The sequence below is a fragment of the Glutamicibacter sp. MCAF14 genome (assembly GCF_052114325.1).
Taxonomy (GTDB): Bacteria; Actinomycetota; Actinomycetes; order Actinomycetales; family Micrococcaceae; genus Glutamicibacter; species Glutamicibacter arilaitensis.
Window position 1 is genome coordinate 499645 of the sequence record NZ_JBFREO010000001.1, and the last position, 14454, is coordinate 514098.

The following is a 14454-nucleotide window of genomic DNA, read 5'->3' on the forward strand; positions in this document are numbered from 1 at the left end:
CCATAATGAAGCTGAACCTGATCTAGGAGCCTGAATCATGCGCGCTGTCATTGTCGAAACCCCCCGGAGGGCCAGAAGGCCTGGCAATTCATGAACGCGCCATCCCGCAACCGAGTTCGAACGAGGTGCTGATCCGGGTGGCTGCGGCGGGTCTGAACCGCACCGATGTCATTCAGCGTGGAGGCCGAGCCAATCTTCCCGAAGGCGCCAGCGACATCCTCGGGCTGGAAGTTTCGGGAACCATAGCGCAACTGGGTTCCGATGTGTCCGGGATATCGGTGGGTGATGAAGTTGTGGCACTGACCGACTCCGGCGGCTACGCGGAGTATGTGGCGGTGCCTGCTGGGCAGGTTGCTCCCGTGCCACCGGGCTTGGATCTTTTGGATGCAGCCGGGATTCCGGAAGTAGCGGCCACCGCGGTGCTCAATGTGATGCTCAACGGGCGCTACCAAGAAGGTGAAACCGTGCTGGTCCACGGCGGCACCGGTGGCATTGGGGCTTTCACGATCCAGCTGGTCAAGGCGCTGGGCGGCACGGTCTTTGCCACAGCGGGCAGGGCAGGGAAATGCGCCCGAGTCCGTTCGTGGGGTGCCGATGCCGCGATCAACTATCGCGAAGAAGAGTTTGACTAGCGGGTGCAGGACCTTGGCGGTGCTGACATCATCTTGGACACCGTGGCGGGTTCTTACCTGCAGCGGAATCTCAATGCTTTGAAGCCGGGCGGACGCATGATCACCATTGGCAAGCAGGGCGGTGCCAGCGACACCCTGGACTTCAGCATGCTGATGAAGAAAAAGCTGACCTTGATCGGCAGCTTGCTGCGGAACCGCACCACGGAAGAAAAAGCAAGGATCATGGAAGAAACTACCAGGATCGTTTGGCCGCTGCTGGAGGACGGGAAAATCCAGACCACCACAGACCGGGTGTTCGCGCTCAGCGAGGTAGTTGCCACCCACGCGTACTTCGACTCCGGGCAGCATATTGGCAAGGTGCTCTTGGACTGCCGGAGCTAGCCAGACTCAGCGCAGGGTGGTCAGGCCTGCATCCATGACTACCTGCACGGTAGCGCGGTAGTGCTTGTCCAGCAGCTCGCCGAGCTTCTCGGAATCACGATCCAAGGCGGCATTGAGGATTTCCTGGTGCTCTTTTTCCACGTTTCGCTTGCCTGCAGCTGGTGAAGGAGCGGCCCAGCGCCGGTACAGCTCGGTGAAATTCGAGAGGTCGGCCGAGAGCTTGAGCATCGGCTGGCAATTGCAGGGCACCAGCAGAGCATGATGGAAATTGCGGTGCGCCTCGGACCATGCCGGGTTGACGGTGCCAGGTTCCTCGGGCAAGCGCCGCGGGGTGCGCGAAAGCTGATGGTGGGCAGCGATCAACTCCGATTCCCATGCCACATCTCCTCGTTCCACCGCCAAGCGCGCAGCCAGCGCTTCGGTGGAGCACCGCAGTTCGGTGATATCAGCCAGCTCGCGCAGGTTCAGATCCGGAACGAAGAAACCACGGTTCGGACGGATGACCACCAGATTCTCGCCAGCCAGCCGGGTCAGGGATTCACGGATCACTGTCGTGCTGGTTTCGAACTGCTCCGCTAAAGTGGTCGGCTGGAGGCGGTCACCGGGGGACCACAAACCATCAAGGATGGTTCGGCGGATACCCTCAAGCGAATGAACTGATGCCTTTGCCAAGCTGGCCTCTTCCTGCGTGATCGATTAAATCTGATGTTAATAACAATAATCATATTCTTCGCAGGGGATAGATAATCCACGCGCACGACGGAACAGAACACTCGGGCAATTGCTGGTAATTCGCCAGAGCTGTTTACCTTCCCTGGCATCGGGTCTAGGCTCGGGGCATGTCAGTGAAGATCCGCACGATCCAAACGTCAGTTCCCACGACGGTCCTGGCCCAAGAAGAAATCCGCGATGTCTTCGCAAGCCAGCGGAATCTCAGCAGGCTGGGCCAGCGGCTGATCGCCACTTCGTTCAACTCAGCGGCAATCAGCACCAGATACAGCTGCGTGGATGAGTTCGACCTTTCCCTGCCCGAGCCGCAAAGTCCGCTGTTCTACGACAGGGCGGAAGGCAAGCTGCTTTCGCCGACTACCGCCGAACGCAACCGCATCTACGCCCAGCAGGCCAGCACGCTGTTCATCGACGCCTCCCGACAAGCCCTGGAAGCTTGCCCGGACCTGGTGCCGGAGGACATCACCCACGTCATCACCGTTTCCTGCACAGGGTTCTACAACCCGGGCCCGGACTACCAGATCGTGCGCGCGCTGGGGCTGGCGCCGAGCACCGTGCGCCACCACCTGGGGTTCATGGGCTGCTATGCGGCCTTCCCAGCGCTGCGTGCGGCCCGTGACTTCTGCCTGGCCGATCCGCAAGCCACCGTGCTGGTGGTCTGCGCCGAGCTGTGCACCTTGCATGTGCACAGCTCCAATGACCCGGACACCATCATGGGCTCGGCCATCTTCGCCGACGGCGCCGCGGCGGTGATCGTCTCGGCACAGGGCGCAGGAGCGCTGGAAATGGACGGTTTCGAAACCGTGCTCACCCCGGTGGGCGAGGAATCCATGGCGTGGAATATCGGAGATCACGGATTCGAGATGGTGCTGGGCACCTATGTCCCGCACATCATCGATGATCACATCACCGGGGCTCTGCAGCCGCTGTTTGCCAAGGACCTGGACCCGGAACTGACTGTGGAGCGCATCAAGCATTGGGGCGTGCATCCCGGAGGCCGGGCCATCTTGGACCGGGTGCAGAACCGGCTGGGCTTGGATTCCGGGCAGCTGGAGCCAGCCCGAGGCATTCTGGAGCGCTACGGGAACATGTCCAGCGCCACGGTGCTCTTCGTGCTCAAGGAAATCCTGGAAGCCGCCGCCGCGGGCGATGGCGAAAGGGTCTGCGCCATGGCATTCGGTCCGGGGCTGACCGTGGAAACCGGGATGTTCACCGTGCGCGGGCAAGGATAATGTTCCGGCTGGAGCGGGCAGCGGACGCCATCGAGGAAATGGACCGCCCGGATTGCGACCCGGAGCTCCTGCGGCGCACCTACGCCCAATTCCCCATAGTGAATCGGGCGGTCGCTGGATGGCGGGGCAATTATGTGCAGCGCATCCGTCCGCTGCTGGCGCGCCGAAGCCGGGCACGCATCCTGGACGTGGGATGCGGCGGGGGAGACATCGCGGTGAATCTGGCCCGCTGGGCGCTTGCCGATGGATTCGAGGTGCAGGTGTGCGGCATTGACCCGGACCCGCGGGCCATTAGCTATGCCCGGCAAAGGCTGGCGCGCGGTAAGCTACGTGGCGGGGTGCTTGAATTCCACGAAACGACCAGCACCCGGGTGGTAGCCGAAGGCGCGCACTTCGACGTGGTGCTCTCCAACCACCTGCTGCATCATCTGGACCCGGAACAGCTGCAGCAAGTGCAGGTCGATACAGAGCAGCTGTGCACCGGCATCGGACTGCACAGCGATATCCTGCGCTCACCGATGGCACTGGGATTGTTCGGGGCGGCCACTTTGCCGCTGGCGGGCAGCTCGCTAATCCGGCGTGATGGCCTGACTTCCATTCGGCGCAGCTACGTTCCGGTGGAACTGGAGCGGCTGGCCCGCCCGGGATGGGAAGTGCACGCACAGCGCCCCTATCGAAACCTCTTGTTCTGGGAAGCGGCCGGCAGTGGATGAGGCCGCGATCATCGGCGCCGGACCGGTAGGCCTGGCCCTGGCCATCCTGCTGGTCCAGGAAGGACGCGCGGTGAGGGTCTTCGAGCAGTGCATCGCACCGGTGGAGCACTCGCGCGCCATCGGCCTGCATTCTCCGGCACAACAGATCCTGGAGCAGCTCGGGGTGGGAGCTAAAGCGCAGCGCGCCGGGGTGCAGATCCGCGGAGGGCTGGGCATCTCGCGCGGGCGCAGCATCGCTGCCATGGATTTTTCGGTGATTGGCGGAGCCTACCAGCATGTGCTCTCCTTGCCGCAGCAGTGCACCGAGCAGTTGCTGCGCGAGCGCTTGGAAGAGCTCGCCCCGGGATCGGTGGAGCATGGCTGCGCGTTTGAGCGGGTGCTTTCGCAATCGCAGCAGGCGGTGGAATTCGCAGCTGGAGGTGCAGTGCATCGGGCCCGCTGGTTGGCCGGGGCTGACGGGGTCCGCTCCGCGGTCCGTACGGATCTCGGTGTCCACTTCGCCGGAAAGAACCATCATGGCTGCTACCTGATGGGGGACTTCCCGGATACCACCTCGCTGGCGCATACCGCGGCCTTGTTCCTGCATCCGCACGGGATCGTGGAATCCTTCCCGATGCCTGGCAGGCTGCGCCGCTGGGTGGTGCGTTTCGAGAAGAACCCAAAGGACGCTTCGCCCGAACTCCTGGCCGAAACCGTAGGCCAGCGCACAGGCTATCTGCTGAATGCCAGCAGCTGCACGATGTCCAGCCTCTTCGGCACCGCCACCCGCTTGGTGCCTTCGATGGTCCACCGGCGCGTGCTGCTGCTCGGGGATGCCGCCCACCAGATCAGTCCGATTGGCGGGCAGGGGCTGAGCCTGGGATTTCAGGATGCGCAGGCGGTGGCGCAGCTGGTCATTGGCGGTGGGCCCTTGCAAGCAATCGATGACTTGCGGCTTCGGGCTGCCCGCAGCGCGGCCCGGCGTGCGCAGGTGAACATGCTGCTGGGAAGGGCGCTGCCAGGCTGGGCCGTGCCGCCGCGCGACGCGGTGTTTTCCCGGTTGGCAGCAAGTGCCTGGCTGCATCAATGGGTGGCGCGGGACTTCACGATGACTGGTCTTCGGAGGCGCTGAAGCTGGCAGAAGCCTTGAAGCGCCGGCTCCTGGAACCGGCCAAGCCGCATCGTGGCTAAGCTGGAGGTGCGGCATGGTTTGCGCGTGCCCAAACTCACCGCCAAATACCCGTGGATACATGAAACAATAGGTAGCAATGACTTCCATCGATTCCACCCCACTTTCCGCTGAAGAACGCAAGGCCCTGCGCAATGAGCAGGCCGCGGCCCAGCGCGCCCAGCAGATGCGCATCTCCAACTCCCGAGCCGAAGCCGAAGGCCGCGCCCAGGTCATTCCAACCGCAGAAGGCTGGAAGCAGGAGATGGGTGCCGATGGTCGTCCGGAACTGCAGTTCTCCACCAAGCGCCGCGTTTCCCAGCCGCCAACGCACCTGGCCGACCTGTCCCTGGCCGAACGCCAGGCGAAGCTGAAGGAACTGGGCCTGCCCGCCTTCCGCGCCAAGCAGCTCTCGGTGCACTACTTCCAGCACTACACCACCGACCCTGAGAAGATGAGCGATCTTCCCAAGGAGCGCCGTGCCGAATTGGCTGAGGCCATGTTCCCCAAGCTGCTCACCGAAGTGAAGCGCCTGGAAACCGATGATGGCAAGACCATCAAGTTCCTCTGGCGCCTGTTCGACGGCTCGCTGGTCGAGTCCGTGCTCATGCGCTACCCGGGCCGCATTACCCTGTGCATCTCTTCGCAGTGCGGTTGCGGCATGAACTGCCCATTCTGCGCCACCGGCCAGGCCGGGTTGACCCGCAACATGTCCACCGCAGAAATCCTGGACCAGATCGTCCAGGCCAACCGCGTCATCGCCGAAGGCGGCCTGGGTGGACGCCAGCACCCCGATGAGCGCGTAGGCAACATCGTGTTCATGGGCATGGGCGAGCCACTGGCTAACTACAAACGAGTCATGAACGCCGTGCACCGCATGGTCGCCGACGCCCCTGAAGGCCTGGGCATGGCTGCCCGCGGCATCACCGTCTCCACCGTGGGACTGGTTCCGGCGATCCGCAAGCTGACCGAGGAGAACGTCCAGGTCACCTTCGCGCTGTCGCTGCATGCCCCGGATGACGAGCTGCGCGACGAGCTGATCCCGGTCAACTCGCGCTGGAAGGTCGACGAAGCACTGGATGCCGCGTACGACTACTACGTGAAGACCGGTCGCCGTGTCTCCATCGAGTACGCGCTGATCAAGGACATGAACGACCACGAATGGCGTGCAGAAATGCTGGCCAAGAAGCTGAACGCTCGCGGCCGCGGCTGGGTGCACGTGAACCCGATCCCGCTGAACCCGGTACCGGGCTCCATCTGGACCCGAAGCGAACCGGACATCACCTCGAAGTTCGTTCGCCGCCTCGATGAGCTCGGCGTGCCAACCACACTGCGTGACACCCGCGGCAAGGAAATCGACGGAGCCTGCGGCCAGCTCGCAGCCGACGGCGACAAGTAGCATTCATTATGGAGACCAGCTTGGGCTGGTCTCCATAGCTTTTTAACGAGATGGTTTGGTGCAGCCGCGCTGTGCATGGATGTATGGTTCTCATATGGCCGTTTCAGACCCGCTTTTCCTTGATAAGACCAATCCAGAGCTATGAAATTCGATTGGCAGATTCTCCAAAGATATCGCCAAGTCCTACCGCGCGGCAGGGATCAGCGACCGCACCGCAGAACTGATAAATCTGCGGGTATCGCAGATCAATGGCTGCGCTTATTGCTTGGACCTTCATGCGCGCAAGGCGCTGGAAGCCGGCGAAACCCTGCAACGCATTACCCTGCTGCGTACGTGGGATGAATGCGGCGGGCTGTTCACCGAGGAAGAATGCGCCGCGCTGGCCATTGCCGAAGCGGCTACCGACCTGCCGAATCCGGAAGAACGCATTGCGGCGGTGGCTTCGGCCCGGCTGGTCTTGAGCGACGAGCAGGTGGCCGCGATCCAATGGATCGCCATTGCCATGAATGCCTTCAACAGGATTTCCATCCTCTCGCGCCATCCGGTCAAGGAACGCGAACTGTCCTGAATCCGGAGAGCCAGAAACGCGGTGCAAGCCAGAAGCACTGAAAGGAGTCAGCGGATCTATTCGCTGAAAGGAACCCGCTCCCAGCTAAGGACATCGACGCCCTGAGCCGAGTTCGGTGCGACGCTCACGCGTAGCCACTCACGGGATGTCGCGGCACCCTCCGCAGTCATTCGTTGCAAATTCGGCACCGGGTCGATGAAGTAGACATCGAGCCATGGTGACTCTGCGGCCAGGGGCGCATCTTCGTTGAACTGGTGGCTGTCGCCATTGACTAGGTAGACCGGACCAGTGAAGTTGGCCGATTCCTCGGCCAGAGCTTTCGACCATAGGCTTAAAACCGGAAACGGTCTCGGGGCTGGCCAGTGACTGATCTTCGAACCCTGGGTGGCATGTCCGCCTGGGTCATCACGACGACGGCCCGAGCCTGGGAACGTTTAGCATCCGCGAAGGTCTCGGAGAGCAACTCGAGTTTGGCTTCGGTGCGCAACTGGGTTTCCTGGAGTTTCAGATCAGTTGGCTCGGTGAGTCCGAGTCCGGACCATAGTGCCAGCGAGTTGGTGGACCCCTGCACAATCACCACTGAAAAAGCGATCCGGTACTTTGTGAAGCGGACATTTTCTGGGAGACCGATGCCGGACTGCGATTCCACGCGCATGCTGCCGCCCAAGGTCTTGTTCTGAACCGGGAAGAACATTTCGCGAAGGGTATCCAAGCGCTCCAGCGGATTGTAGGCGCCATTGTTGGCGCGGTGGCAGTCAACCCATTCGTTGTCACCGGGCGTTTACACCAGCGGTGTCCTTAGGCGGTCCAAGTCATCCTTCACGACGACGAAACGCTCGTCGGTGCATTGTTCGGAGCCAGCTTTGATGTCCCCGACATGCGCAATGAAACGCAGGTCGGTTTGCTCGGTGAGTTCGCTGACCATCACCGGGGATTCGGCGAGCTGGGCAGGGCCGTAAGGAATGTCCCGATGATGCCGAAGGCGTAGGAGGATTCCGCGGATTGAGCCGAATTGGCCACGGCCGCCGCTTCCCTCAAGGGGGACGGCGGCCGTGGTGGGCAATGTGCGTTTGGCGTATTGCCTACAGTTTTTCCTGCGCGTTGACCGCGCGAACGGCTTCGGTATAGCGGCGCTCGAATTCTTCAGCGGAGACCAATTCACGCTCCACCCGGAACGAGGACTCTTCGACTCCCAGCACCGCTGCGATCAGGGAGCGAGTGTAGAGGGCGATCTTGCGGGACTTGCGAGTGGAAGTCACATGATCCAGTTCAGGTACCCAGATGTTCCACCAACCGGCTTCCTTGCCGACTACTGCCTTGAAAACGCGCTGTTCACTCATCTGTCGTCCTACTCTCTACCCTGCTTGGTGACATACCGTCCGCTTCAATACTCCACTACCCGCAGCCGTGCCGACAAGTGCGCCCTGCGGTAAGGCCTGTGCAATTCGCCTGATGCTGAATCTGGCTTTTTCACGTCGCCGGAAAGACTCATTGCAAAAATCTGTTGACCAGATCACGTGCATAAATATATCTTTAATCACATATTGATATATCACACGGAATGTTGGTCGTGTGCGGGAGCAGAACCCATTCAACAGGAGACCTCATGTCAAGTAATTCCACAACCCGTGCGCATCTGGACACGGTAGAAAAGGGAGGCTCCCTGCGGGTGCTGACTTACGCCGGCGCCATTATTGCCTTCCTCATTGGTTCAGGCTTCGCCACCGGACAGGAAATCCTGCAGTACTTCACCGCCTACGGCTACTGGGGCGTCTTCGGTACAGGTCTGCTCGTCCTGCTGCTCATGAGCTACGTCGCCGTTGAGTTCTTCATAGTCGGGCAGGCAAAGAAATTTGAACGTCCATCACGGATTTTCCACTACTACTGTGGCAAATATGTGGGAACCTTCTTCGACTACTTCTCTGTGTTGTTCGTCTTCCTGAGCTTCACCGTGATGGTTGCTGGAGCTGGGGCCGTATTCGAGGAGCACTACGGACTGTCGAAGTACTTCGGCGGAATCGGTCTGGCCTTGGCCGTGGGCATCAGCGTCTGGTTCGGACTGAAGAGCCTGGTGGATGTCATCGGCAAGATTGGTCCGCTGATTGTGATTGTCGCCATTGCCTTGGGGCTGTTGGGCATCATGCGCAACCCGGCGGGAATCGCTGAAGGGCAGGCACTGCTGCCGTCCTTGGACCTGACCCAAGCCTCGACTAACTGGTTCATGGCTGGCCTGTCGTACGTCGGGTTCTGCATGCTGTGGTTGGCCGCGTTCCTCACCGCGCTGGGCAAGACTGCACGCAACCGCAAGGAAGCAGTCGCCGGCGGCATCGTTGGTTCCGTGCTTTTCTCGCTGGCCTGCATCGTCGTCGGGTTAGGGCTGCTTGCCAACATCACGAAGGTCGGTGGCACCGAAATTCCGATGCTGGTGCTGGCCAATGACATTAGCCCGGTTATGGCCGCTGGAATCTCGGTAATGGTCCTTGCCGGAATTTACACCACCGCGGTGCCGCTGCTGTGGACCGTGTCTTCGCGCTTCTTCGCAGATAAGACCCCACGGTTCAAATACCTGACCATCGCCTTGGCCGTCATTGGCACCATCATTGGTCTGGTCTTGCCGTTCTCACAGATGGTAAATATCGTCTACGTCATCAACGGCTATGTAGGCATCTTGTTGCTGGTGCTGATGATGGTCAAAACTATCAGGCGCGTCGTGCGCCGTCAGCCGGTCTAAGCTGCACCGGCAATTGCCGAGTGTTGGCTAGCGGTCCCGGAAGTCATTGTTCTCCGGGCCGCTAGCCGGTGTCGGCTACGCTCCGGGCTGCTACTGCGCCAGTGGAACGCCATCGGCGTCCACCGAGAAAGTAACCACGTCGTCGTAGACGCGACGCTCGGTCTTCTCAAGCTGGTACTCGGAGTCCAGCTGCGGGAAAATGTGCACCGGGGTCAGCGTCAGTTCCGCGCCCTTCGCGGTGTTGGCCACGTCGATCTGCAGATGCCCGTAGTGCAAGCCGCCAGAGACCAGCTGCGGAACCCCGTTCTCATCTTCGGCCCAGGTCTCGGGCTGGTCTGCCGGTGCGGACCACTCCGAATGCGAATTGAAGCGCAGCGGCTCATACTCGCCCTCAGCATTCTTCACGAGCTTCTCACCGCGCAGCCCGTCTGCGGCCACACCCACGTCATAGGAGTGGAAGCCACGGCCGTCACCATCCTCATCCACCCAGGAACGTTCGAACATCTCGTCGTGGCCGGAAATCACCGCGGCGACGCCGTGCTTCTCGAACATCGGGGTGTATGCACGCATCGCGGTGCCGGACTGGTTGTCCGGGTGCTCGTGGTTCGGCGGGGTGCCGTGCACGCCGTTGGAGTAGGCCGAGTGGTGGAACTGGACCAGCACGATCTGGCCGGCGGCGCGGGCCTCAGCCAGCTGCTGCTCGGCCCAATCCCACTGCGCCGAGGCGGCATCCATATTCGGCAGGTCCACGTCCTCTTCGGTGCTGCCCGGGAACAGGTCCTTGAAGCCCTGGACGTAGGACTCGAAGGTGAACTCGCCCTGGGTGTCGGTGGAGAGGTTTTCGGCAGTCATATTCGTGTCATTGCCGGAGAAGACCTCGCCGGACAGGGTGCCGGTCTTGGTGTCTTCATCCGGGCGGCCATTGGTTGAGTCCAAGGTCAGTACGGTGACCGGCCCGTGGTCCACCCGGTAGTAGGAACCCTTGTACTCGGGGTGCGCCGGATCCTGCGGCAGCGAGAAGTAGTCCAGGAAGCGGTTGCGCGAGATGACCGCCGGGGTACGGTCGGCATCCGAGCCGTAGCCGCCGTTCAGCGCCGCATAGGTTTCCCAGTTGCCCACCGCAGGCAGCAACGGCACGTTGGAGGCTAGGTCCGAGTGCTCGCCGGCCACGTGGCCGAAAAATTCATCCCAGGCCGGCTGGTAGCCCGAGCCCTGGGTCAGGTCCCCGGCCATCATGACCAGATCAGGATCTGCGGCTTGGATGTGCTTGAGGTTCTCGTTGAAGGCGGTGGACTGATCCAGCGGGTAGCGCAGCGTCGGCTGCCCGTAGCGGGTGGTCATGCCGAACTTCTGCGCCCAGAGAGAACCGGTGCCCGGGCGCTGCAGGGAATCCGCGGCGTATCCGTTGACCGGGGAGAGCTCCCACTCGCGGTGTTCGGTGCGGCCACGGGGTTCGGTCTCGGAATCAGAGAACGCAACGATGCGCACGTTCTTCCAAGATTTACCCTCGGGAGCTGTTTTGAATGCCGCGCGGTGCGTTTCCCCGGATTGCGAAACGGTGTAGCTGTAGGTCTTGCCTGGCAACAGGTCTTGGAAAGTGACCGAGTGCCTGTAATTGGAGTTCGATTTCAGCCAAGAACCCTGCTCAAGACCTTCGATCTGCTGATCAAGTTCGGCTTGCGTGTATTCCATGAGGTCAAGGTACATCGGCTCGCTGCTCAGCGTTCCGGATTTTCCCACGCCGGGGCCGGTGATGGTGGTGGTACCCGGCGCGTCGGTTTCGCTGATCCAGTTGATGGTCATGGAATCAGATGCAGGGGCCTGCAAGTAGGGCAGAACACGGAAACCGGATTCAGGATCCTTTGCCACGGACGCTGGTGACACGGATGCTGCTTTGCCTGGCAGCGCAACGGCGCTGGCCGTCGGGGCAAGAACCAGCGGGATCAATACGGCTGCGGCGAGGGCAGCCGAAACAGGCTTCTTCAATTTTTGTCTCCTGTGCGAGGTATCGCCGGTAAAGGCGGGGAACTTCGAGGATGGTTGGTGCGGATGCCCAGAAAGTGCACGCAAGGGAAACGGAGAGTGAACCGAGCCGGTGAGCCTGCTCACCGGCTGCCTGCCAATGTAATACCAAGCCTGAACAGATAGCCTTGAATCAGATAGCTGAGAAGACCAAGGCAAGGATGCGTCGGTTTTCCACGCCAGTGAAACGAAGGACTGATAGTGCAAGCCTCCCAGCGTTCCCAAGTTGCTCCCTTTGAAGTGATGCAAATTGTTGATCAGGTCGCCACCATGCGAGCTGCCGGCCACGACGTGATCTCGTTGTGCGTGGGCGAACCTGGAGGTGGTGCACCAGCGGCGGTGAATGAACTGGCTGCCACGCTCCATGCCCAGCACGCGGATTTCGGCTACACCTCGACCGCAGGCCTGCTCGAAACCCGCCAGGCCTTGGCCAAGCACTACCTCGATACCTATGGCACGCAGATTCCGGCAGAGAACTTCGTGATGACCACGGGGTCCTCCGGAGCATTCCAGTTATCGTTCCTAGCCGCCTTCGACGCCGGGGACATAGTGGCCTTGGCCCGCCCGGGCTATCCTGCCTACGCCAATATTCTTCGCGCCCTGGGGCTGGAAGTTGTGGACCTGCCCACCGGTGCAGCACAGCGTTTCCAACCCACGGTACAGCTGCTTGAAGAAGCCAAGAAGGAACATGGGCGCCTTGACGGATTGGTAGTCGCGTCGCCGAATAATCCCACCGGAACGATGTTCAGCGCCGACGAGCTCTCTAAGCTGGCCGCGTGGTGCGAAGCCAATGAGGTGCGGCTGATCAGCGACGAGATTTATCACGGCATTGAATTCGTCGAGGACCGCAAGGGGCACACCTCGTGGGAGTTCTCCCGTTCATCCATCGTGGTCTCTTCCTTCTCCAAATATTGGGGGATGACCGGGTGGCGATTGGGTTGGATGATCGTTCCAGATGACCTGGTGCCAACGGTTGACGCCCTGGCCTCGAACCTTGCCTTGTGCGCCCCGGCTCCAGCCCAGCGCGCGGTGGTAGCTGCCTTTGAGCCGTCGAGCCTTGCCGAGGCGGAGCAACGGGTCGCTGAGCTCGCGAAGACCCGTGACCTGGTGCTGGCCAACTATGGAAAACTGGGCATCGAGCAAGCAGCGCCGGCCGACGGCGCGTTCTACCTCTATGGGCGGCTCAGCGAGCGTGTGCTCGACCGCTTCGGCACCGCCGGGGAGTACTGCCGCCAGGTGCTGGAATGTGCCCAGGTGGCTCTGACCCCGGGCGGCGACTTCGACCCGTTCGAAGGGCACCTGTTCATCCGGCTGTCATTCGCCGCAGGATACGAGCAGGTGGCCGAGTCGCTGGAACGCGTGGCGGCATTCTTGCGCCAGGCGCTTCCGGCGGATTAGTCCTTCGTAGAGCAGGCAAACAGCAGCCAACCGCTGATCGCGGTTGGCTGCTGTTTTCGGGCTCTTCAGGATTGAGAGTGTAACCAAGGCCTGAACCCACCAGCCTCCAGCAACGACCGAGCCACGTAATGCGCCAAGTTCCGGAACCCCAGCGCGATGCCCCGCAAATGCTCCAGCCGGCCATTTAATGCTTCAGTCGGGCCATTCGATGTCCCAGGGAAATCGAAGTACGCCAGAATGTCCTCGCTGCGCTGCTTCAAGGTCCCACCGAGCTTGCGCAGCTCCGCATGCCCGTCCTTGGCTATGCAACTGAGCCGGGCAGCCACCGCAGCCAGCTGGCGTTTGCCCTCTGGACGGTCAGCCTTCCGGTACGCGCCGAGCACCTGTTGGAACGCGACCCACGCAGCATAGACCGGCTGGTATTCGGGCACTTGGAAAAGCTCCTTGAGCCGATGCTCCTGCCGTTGGCTCAGCAGCTCCTTGCCGGTCAGCAGCGTCCTGCGCGAAACATACAATGGGTCCTTCTTCCGGCCGCGGTGCCCGGTCGTTTCGATCTGCACGCGTTGCCGGGTTTTCGTCACCGCTTCCGCCGCGAGCTTGACCCCATGGAAGGGATCCATAACCTCCGCCGCGCCGGGCAGTTCCTCGGCGGCAGCGGTCTTGAAGCCGCTGAATCCGTCCATCGCCACCACTTCCACCCGGTCGCGCCAGGGTTTCTCACGGTCCGCAAGCCAGCTCTTGAACACCTGCTTGGAACGTCCCTCGACCATGTCCAGCAGCCGCGCCGGGCCCGCGCCGTCCCTGACAGGGGTCAGATCGATGATGACGGTAACGTACTTGTCCCTGTGCGGGTGTGCCGCCAGACGTGCTCGTCGACGCCGATGACACGCACAGCCTCGAAGCGCGCGGGGTCGCTGATCAGCACCCGGTTCCCCTCGTCCAGGATTGCGGTGTTGGCGGTGTTCCAGGAGGCGTTCAACGCTTCGGCGATGCGCGAGACGCTCAGATGCTGGTGCACGATCGCGCACAGAGCCCAGTTGAGGGCGGTGCGGGAAATCTTGGCGCGTGGCTTGGCCGCCGTGCTCAGGTCTTGGCGCCAGACATGCTGGCAGTGCTTGCAGAGGTAGCGGCGCAGCCGGATGACCAGCGTGGTAGGCCGCATCCCGAAGGGGACGTGGGCCAGGCGGCGGGTGTCGGTGTCGCGTGGGATGCCTTCGGCGCCGCAGCGGTGGCAGAACGTATCGTCGGTGGCAGGCCGGTATTCGATCCAGGCGTGGGTTTGCTCAAGGTGTTGGCCGGTGGCGGTCAGGCCCAGGGTGTTCAGGCCGCAGAAGGTCGTGAGGTCAGGGGGTCTGGAAGGTAGAATGGTTCATTGTCGAGGGCTTTCGAAAGCGGTTGTGTGGTAACTTCCATTTTCTGAAATACCCTCGACGTTTTTGTGTCGTGACACGCTCTGTTGAGTTGCGTGCTTTTGGTGGTGTTTACACTTTCAATCCGGAAGA

At 61.7% G+C, this 14454-nt stretch carries 14 protein-coding genes and 1 pseudogene; 9 read left to right on the forward strand and 6 right to left on the reverse strand.

From position 1 onward, the window contains the following. The first annotated feature begins 50 nt into the window (after positions 1-50). Together AB4Y71_RS02365 and AB4Y71_RS02370 are read left to right on the forward strand one after the other, a co-directional pair. On the forward strand, positions 51-632 hold the full coding sequence (locus AB4Y71_RS02365; RefSeq protein WP_441717689.1) for an alcohol dehydrogenase catalytic domain-containing protein: 582 nt from the start codon (positions 51-53) through the stop codon (positions 630-632). Positions 633-635: 3 nt separating this feature from the next. Next, positions 636-1013: a zinc-binding dehydrogenase gene (locus AB4Y71_RS02370; RefSeq protein ID WP_441717691.1), complete on the forward strand. Its 378-nt coding sequence runs from the start codon at positions 636-638 to the stop codon at positions 1011-1013. A gap of 6 nt (positions 1014-1019) precedes the next feature. Here AB4Y71_RS02370 and AB4Y71_RS02375 read toward each other — a convergent pair whose 3' ends face one another. Further along, entirely contained in the window at positions 1020-1685 is a 666-nt protein-coding gene (locus AB4Y71_RS02375; RefSeq protein ID WP_013350369.1) for a GntR family transcriptional regulator, read from the reverse strand. A 167-nt stretch (positions 1686-1852) separates the two neighbouring features. Between AB4Y71_RS02375 and AB4Y71_RS02380 the strand changes: the two genes are divergently transcribed. From AB4Y71_RS02380 to AB4Y71_RS02400, 5 genes are all read left to right on the forward strand, one after another. Continuing rightward, positions 1853-2974, forward strand: coding sequence for a type III polyketide synthase (locus AB4Y71_RS02380; RefSeq protein WP_441717693.1), 1122 nt, complete (start codon positions 1853-1855; stop codon positions 2972-2974). Next, positions 2974-3687: a methyltransferase domain-containing protein gene (locus tag AB4Y71_RS02385; protein WP_441717694.1), complete on the forward strand. Its 714-nt coding sequence runs from the start codon at positions 2974-2976 to the stop codon at positions 3685-3687. Before AB4Y71_RS02380 ends, AB4Y71_RS02385 begins: the two co-directional genes overlap by 1 nt. Next, positions 3680-4798 (forward strand): FAD-dependent oxidoreductase, encoded by a 1119-nt coding sequence (locus AB4Y71_RS02390; protein ID WP_441717696.1) that lies wholly within the window; start codon positions 3680-3682, stop codon positions 4796-4798. Before AB4Y71_RS02385 ends, AB4Y71_RS02390 begins: the two co-directional genes overlap by 8 nt. 223 nt (positions 4799-5021) lie before the next feature. Then, the gene (rlmN, locus tag AB4Y71_RS02395; RefSeq protein ID WP_223261532.1) at positions 5022-6233 is read left to right on the forward strand and encodes a 23S rRNA (adenine(2503)-C(2))-methyltransferase RlmN; all 1212 of its coding nucleotides are present in this window, start codon (positions 5022-5024) and stop codon (positions 6231-6233) included. A gap of 199 nt (positions 6234-6432) precedes the next feature. Beyond that, positions 6433-6801 (forward strand): carboxymuconolactone decarboxylase family protein, encoded by a 369-nt coding sequence (locus AB4Y71_RS02400; RefSeq protein ID WP_441717745.1) that lies wholly within the window; start codon positions 6433-6435, stop codon positions 6799-6801. A gap of 331 nt (positions 6802-7132) precedes the next feature. Here the strand turns inward: AB4Y71_RS02400 and AB4Y71_RS02405 are convergent, their stop codons facing one another. The 3 genes from AB4Y71_RS02405 to AB4Y71_RS02415 all read right to left on the reverse strand — a co-directional run bounded on the left by AB4Y71_RS02405 (position 7133) and on the right by AB4Y71_RS02415 (position 8141). Further along, positions 7133-7513, reverse strand: a complete 381-nt coding sequence (locus AB4Y71_RS02405; RefSeq protein ID WP_441717698.1) for a hypothetical protein — start codon at positions 7511-7513, stop codon at positions 7133-7135. A gap of 69 nt (positions 7514-7582) precedes the next feature. Then, complete coding sequence (locus tag AB4Y71_RS02410; RefSeq protein WP_441717700.1) at positions 7583-7864, reverse strand: hypothetical protein; 282 nt, start codon at positions 7862-7864, stop codon at positions 7583-7585. 19 nt (positions 7865-7883) lie between these two features. Beyond that, positions 7884-8141: a hypothetical protein gene (locus AB4Y71_RS02415; RefSeq protein WP_134779341.1), complete on the reverse strand. Its 258-nt coding sequence runs from the start codon at positions 8139-8141 to the stop codon at positions 7884-7886. 266 nt (positions 8142-8407) lie between these two features. On the opposite strand from AB4Y71_RS02415, the gene AB4Y71_RS02420 reads away from it, so the two are divergent. Beyond that, entirely contained in the window at positions 8408-9532 is a 1125-nt protein-coding gene (locus tag AB4Y71_RS02420; RefSeq protein ID WP_013350225.1) for a YkvI family membrane protein, read from the forward strand. Positions 9533-9622: 90 nt separating this feature from the next. Here the strand turns inward: AB4Y71_RS02420 and AB4Y71_RS02425 are convergent, their stop codons facing one another. Next, on the reverse strand, positions 9623-11518 hold the full coding sequence (locus tag AB4Y71_RS02425; RefSeq protein WP_441717702.1) for a metallophosphoesterase family protein: 1896 nt from the start codon (positions 11516-11518) through the stop codon (positions 9623-9625). Between the two features lie 237 nt (positions 11519-11755). Between AB4Y71_RS02425 and AB4Y71_RS02430 the strand changes: the two genes are divergently transcribed. Next, entirely contained in the window at positions 11756-12952 is a 1197-nt protein-coding gene (locus AB4Y71_RS02430) for a pyridoxal phosphate-dependent aminotransferase (RefSeq protein ID WP_441717704.1), read from the forward strand. Between the two features lie 65 nt (positions 12953-13017). On the opposite strand, the pseudogene AB4Y71_RS02435 reads toward AB4Y71_RS02430, so the two are convergent. Further along, positions 13018-14325, reverse strand: a pseudogene (locus AB4Y71_RS02435) (ISL3 family transposase). Positions 14326-14454: the final 129 nt, after the last annotated feature.